Here is a 4492-nt window from a genome sequence, read left to right as displayed (position 1 = left end):
GTACCTTTTGACTTCGTCTTCCTCGTGCTACCTCGGCAAAGCCCGCAAGCGGTCTCTGCCCTCGGTACGCTACTCGATTCCTCCTCGCCGCTCGGCAATTGGCAAACTGCGTTTGCATTGCCCTCGCCGGCAGCGTCGGTTGTGAACAGAAAGAACCAAAGAAACTTTAGACGGATGCTAACGCATCATCCAGCTGCCGACCGCCCAACCTTTGTCCGCGCGGGCCCCACCTATACCGAACAAAAGCCCCCACGGGACACTGCCGTTCCGCTCACCGATCTCCGAAAAGAGAAGCCACGAACCGGGCCCCGTCGAACACCTGCAGATCGTCAATCCCCTCGCCCACACCGATATACCGAACCGGAATCCGAAACTGTTCCGAAATCCCCACCACGACACCCCCCTTGGCCGTCCCGTCCAGCTTGGTGATCGCCAGCGACGTAATCTGCGTCGCCGCCGCGAACTGTTTCGCCTGTTCGAACGCATTCTGCCCCGTCGAACCATCCAACACCAACATCACCTCGTGCGGAGCATCCGGCACCACCTTCTGCATCACGTTCCGAATCTTGGTCAATTCGTTCATCAGATTGACCTTATTGTGCAACCGCCCCGCCGTGTCGATAATCGCCACATCCGCCCCCGCCGCCTTCGCCGCCGAAAGCGTGTCGAACGCCACCGAAGCCGGATCCGCCCCCATCTGCTGCTTCACCAACCTCGCCCCCGCCCGCTCGGCCCACACCTCCAACTGGTCGATCGCCGCCGCACGGAACGTGTCCGCCGCGCCCAGATAGACCCGTTTGCCCGCCGCCGTCAGCCGCGCCGCCAGCTTGCCGATCGAAGTCGTCTTCCCCACCCCGTTGACCCCCACGACCATCAGCACGAACGGATTGCCCGCCGCATCCTTCTCGAACAGCATCCCCAGGTCGGACGACGAAGTCGCCGCCGGCGCCTCGGCCAGCAGCGCCGTCACCTCCTCCCGCAAAATCGCATTCAACTCCTCCGCATTCAGATACTTATCCCGTGCCACTCTGGCTTCGATACGCTCGATGATGTGCAACGTCGTATCTACCCCCACATCGGCCGTAATGAGAATCTCTTCGAGCTCGTCGAGCACCTCTTCGTCGACCCGCGACTTCCCCACCAGCGCCCGCGACAGCTTGGAAAATATTCCCTCGCGGCTCTTTTCCAGTCCCCGGTCGAGCGTCCCCTGCTGCGCTTCGTCGGCGTCCTTTTTCCGAAACAGATCGAATATACTCATAGGAATATCAAACCGAATTTTTATTGGTACAACCCATCCAGCTGCGCCCGGATCTTTTCGCTCAGGATATACTCGTCGTACTCCATGTACTTGTCCACCATTCCATTAGGCGTGATTTCGATAATCCGGTTCGCCACCGTTTCGATAAATTCGTGGTCGTGCGACGTCATCAGGACGATCCCCGGGAACGAGACCAGCGAGTTGTTGAAGGCCTGGATCGACTCCAGGTCGAGGTGGTTCGTCGGCGAGTCGAGCACCAGCGTATTCGGATTCTCGATCATCATCCGGGCGATCATGCAACGCATCTTTTCGCCCCCCGACAGGACGCTCACCTTCTTGTAGACCTCCTCACCGCTGAAGAGCATCTTCCCGAGGTAGCCCCGCAGGAAGAGTTCGCTCGTGTCCGGCGAATACTGCGCCAGCCAGTCGATAATCGAGAGGTCGGAGTTGAAAAACGCCGTGTTGTTGACCGGCAGATAAGCCGATTTGATGGTCACCCCCCATTCGATCATCCCGGCCTCCGGCGTGACGTTGCCCGTGATGCACTCCAACAAGGCCGTCACCGCCCGCGGCTCGCGCGAGAGGAAGACCACCTTGTCCCCCTTCTCGATCGTGAACGACAGATTGCGGAACAGCGTCTCACCGTCCGGCGTGGAGTAAGTCAGCCCATCCACCGCCAGAATCTTCGTCCCCGGATCGCGTTCCGGCTGGAAGATAATCCCCGGATACTTCCGCATCGACGGCTTGATCTCCTCAATGTTGAGCTTTTCGAGCATCTTCTTCCGCGAAGTGGTCTGTTTCGACTTCGCCACGTTGGCCGAGAAACGCTGGATAAACTCCATGAGCTCCTTCCGCTTCTCCTCGGCCTTTTTATTCTGCTGGGCCTGCTGCCGGGCGGCCAACTGGCTCGACTGGTACCAGAAGCTGTAGTTCCCCGCGAAGAGGTTGATGTCGCTGTAGTCGATATCTATGGTATGCGTGCTCACCGCGTCGAGGAAGTGGCGGTCGTGCGACACCACGAGCACCGTATTCTCGTAGTTCGACAAGTAGTTTTCGAGCCACATGATGGTATTGACGTCCAGGTCGTTGGTCGGCTCGTCGAGCAGCAGGTTGTCCGGTTTCCCGAACAGGGCCTGAGCCAGCAGCACCCGCACCTTCTCCTTGGCGTTGAGTTCGCCCATCAGCGAATAGTGCAGACTCTCCTTGATCCCCAGCCCGCTGAGCAACTCCGCCGCATCGCTCTCGGCATTCCACCCCTCCATCTCGGCGAACTTCTCCTCCAGCTCCGCCGCCCGCAGCCCGTCTTCGTCCGAGAAGTCCTCCTTGGCGTAGATGGCGTTCTTGGCCTGCATAATCTCCCACAACGGCTGATGGCCCATCAGCACGGTATCCAGCACGGTGTGTTCGTCGAATTCGAAGTGGTCCTGTTTCAGCACCGAGAGCCGTTCGCCGGGCCCGAACGCGACACTGCCGCGCGTCGGATCGACTTCGCCGGCGAGCACGCGCAGAAAGGTCGATTTCCCTGCGCCGTTGGCCCCGATCACACCGTAACAGTTACCGGGCGTAAACTTCAGATTGACGTCTTTGAACAGGACGCGTTTGCCAAATTGGACTTCTAAGTTGGATACCGTAATCATTTGTCTATTAAAGCTATTTCAATTGATTAGCCCCCTCGCCACCGGGGGCGGAGGGGTTCGTAAAAGGTAGTGAAAGGCAAAGATACCCAAAATATCCGGCAATCGGCCGGAGGAGCGAGCGGTGATTTTTTATTTCTTTGTGGTACCGGGATCGGAGCAGACGGGTTCCGGAGTGCCGGAGCGTATGCGTTCCGGCAGGGCGAACGATAAATTCAGCGTCCCACTGCCCTCTCCTGCTGCGGTTCGAGAGGTGGTAGTTATTTCCTGCGGCGACCGGCCGCGCTCCCCCAAATTTTGAGAGGGGGAGTTGCCGTCGTCGCTCAAAAAGCGGTCGCTCGCAACACGCCGCCGTGCGCGGTTCCCGCCCCGGGCTACCGCGACTTCGGTCGCGCGGGCTGGGAGGGCATAGCAAGGAACATCGGCAACAACGGGTACAGTTGGTCGTGTACGCCGGTGACGGACGACGTCACGGTGCGGTATTTGGACTTCAACACGCAGAACCTCAACCCCAGCAACGCGCACAATCGCGGCCACGGTTTTCAGTTGCGTTGCCTCTCAGGATTTATCGCACTCCGATCCCTTTTTATCGCTCTCTATTTTGCTCCGGGATTTCTCCACCACGCGCCGCGTTCGGCAAAGGTGGCGACCAGACGTTCGATCGACCGGTCGTGGGTAAGTTCAATATCTTTCGGAAAAAAGCAGGCCGGGAGTTGTCCTTTGCTGCGGTGATGCGCCACGCACTGACAGCAGTATCCGTGACGGATGCATCCCGTGGCGCTACACGGACAAGCCGCATTCTGAGGGCCTTGTTTACATTCCATGGCTTTGGGAGTAAGTATTATGTTCAAGGTATGGTATCGTCATAGATGTGTCCGGAGGAGGGAATTTCTGTCTTGTTTGGTGTCAAATTTTGCCAATCCCCCGCCCCGGGCTACCGCTTCAACCATACGGGTGTAGCGGGCGTCATCGGTCATTTCGGGTACGGTTGGACTTCCACTATTCGTGATCCTTATGGCATGTTTTTAGGATTCAGCACCACGATACTTAATCCTTGTGCTGCAGACGGACGCGCTTACGGTTTTCAGTTGCGTTGCCTCTCGGAATAAACGGAGAAAACCGCCCCGGGCTTCCGCGACGCGGGCAATCTTGCTCAATGGGGTGATCTAATGCACATCGGAAACAACGGATTCAGTTGGAGCTCCGCAATCAGCGGCTTCGACGGCATGTATTTGGGTTTCGACTCGGCAGTCATCTACCCCAGCAGTGCATCATCCCGAGCTGGCGGTCTTCAGCTGCGTTGCCTCTCGAAATAAACAGGAACGAGAGGCACGCGAAGGCTGGCCGGAACTACCCTAAACAACCAGCTACCTCTACCCTACAAGATCTACCCCAAGTAACCGGTGCTTCTACCATACTTTTGGTAACCTAGTGGGCCGGACGCCCGGGAGGTACAGCAACTCTTGACGCGCAAGCGGCAGGTTGCGGGCCTCCCGAGGGGGAGGCGTCCGGCCCGCGCGACCCTAAAGGGTTGCAAAAGCAGCGCCTCGTTCACCGCCCAAGGCTGCCGGGTTCGTCCTTGGCGCCCCCGGCACCCGCC

3 protein-coding genes are annotated in these 4492 nt (G+C 58.6%); all 3 read right to left on the bottom strand.

The genetic code is table 11. The features are described from left to right. Positions 1-271: 271 nt before the first annotated feature. The 3 genes from ftsY to QZ302_RS10025 all read right to left on the bottom strand — a co-directional run bounded on the left by ftsY (position 272) and on the right by QZ302_RS10025 (position 3716). Complete coding sequence (gene ftsY / locus QZ302_RS08785; RefSeq protein WP_294594553.1) at positions 272-1258, bottom strand: signal recognition particle-docking protein FtsY; 987 nt, start codon at positions 1256-1258, stop codon at positions 272-274. A gap of 20 nt (positions 1259-1278) precedes the next feature. After that, positions 1279-2895, bottom strand: coding sequence for an ATP-binding cassette domain-containing protein (locus QZ302_RS08780; RefSeq protein ID WP_294594552.1), 1617 nt, complete (start codon positions 2893-2895; stop codon positions 1279-1281). A gap of 593 nt (positions 2896-3488) precedes the next feature. Further along, positions 3489-3716: a DUF6485 family protein gene (locus QZ302_RS10025; protein WP_365320722.1), complete on the bottom strand. Its 228-nt coding sequence runs from the start codon at positions 3714-3716 to the stop codon at positions 3489-3491. Positions 3717-4492 lie beyond the last annotated feature (776 nt).

Source organism: uncultured Rikenella sp. (genome assembly GCF_910579375.1).
Classification (GTDB): Bacteria; Bacteroidota; Bacteroidia; order Bacteroidales; family Rikenellaceae; genus Rikenella.
This window is presented reverse-complemented; position numbering and strand designations above follow the sequence as displayed.

What these genes read in the sequence shown, in the direction of transcription:
- ftsY (WP_294594553.1), bottom strand. Translation starts at nt 1,258, where the DNA reads ATGAGTATATTCGATCTGTTTCGGAAAAAGGACGCCGACGAAGCGCAG.
- QZ302_RS08780 (WP_294594552.1), bottom strand. Translation starts at nt 2,895, where the DNA reads ATGATTACGGTATCCAACTTAGAAGTCCAATTTGGCAAACGCGTCCTG.
- QZ302_RS10025 (WP_365320722.1), bottom strand. Translation starts at nt 3,716, where the DNA reads ATGGAATGTAAACAAGGCCCTCAGAATGCGGCTTGTCCGTGTAGCGCC.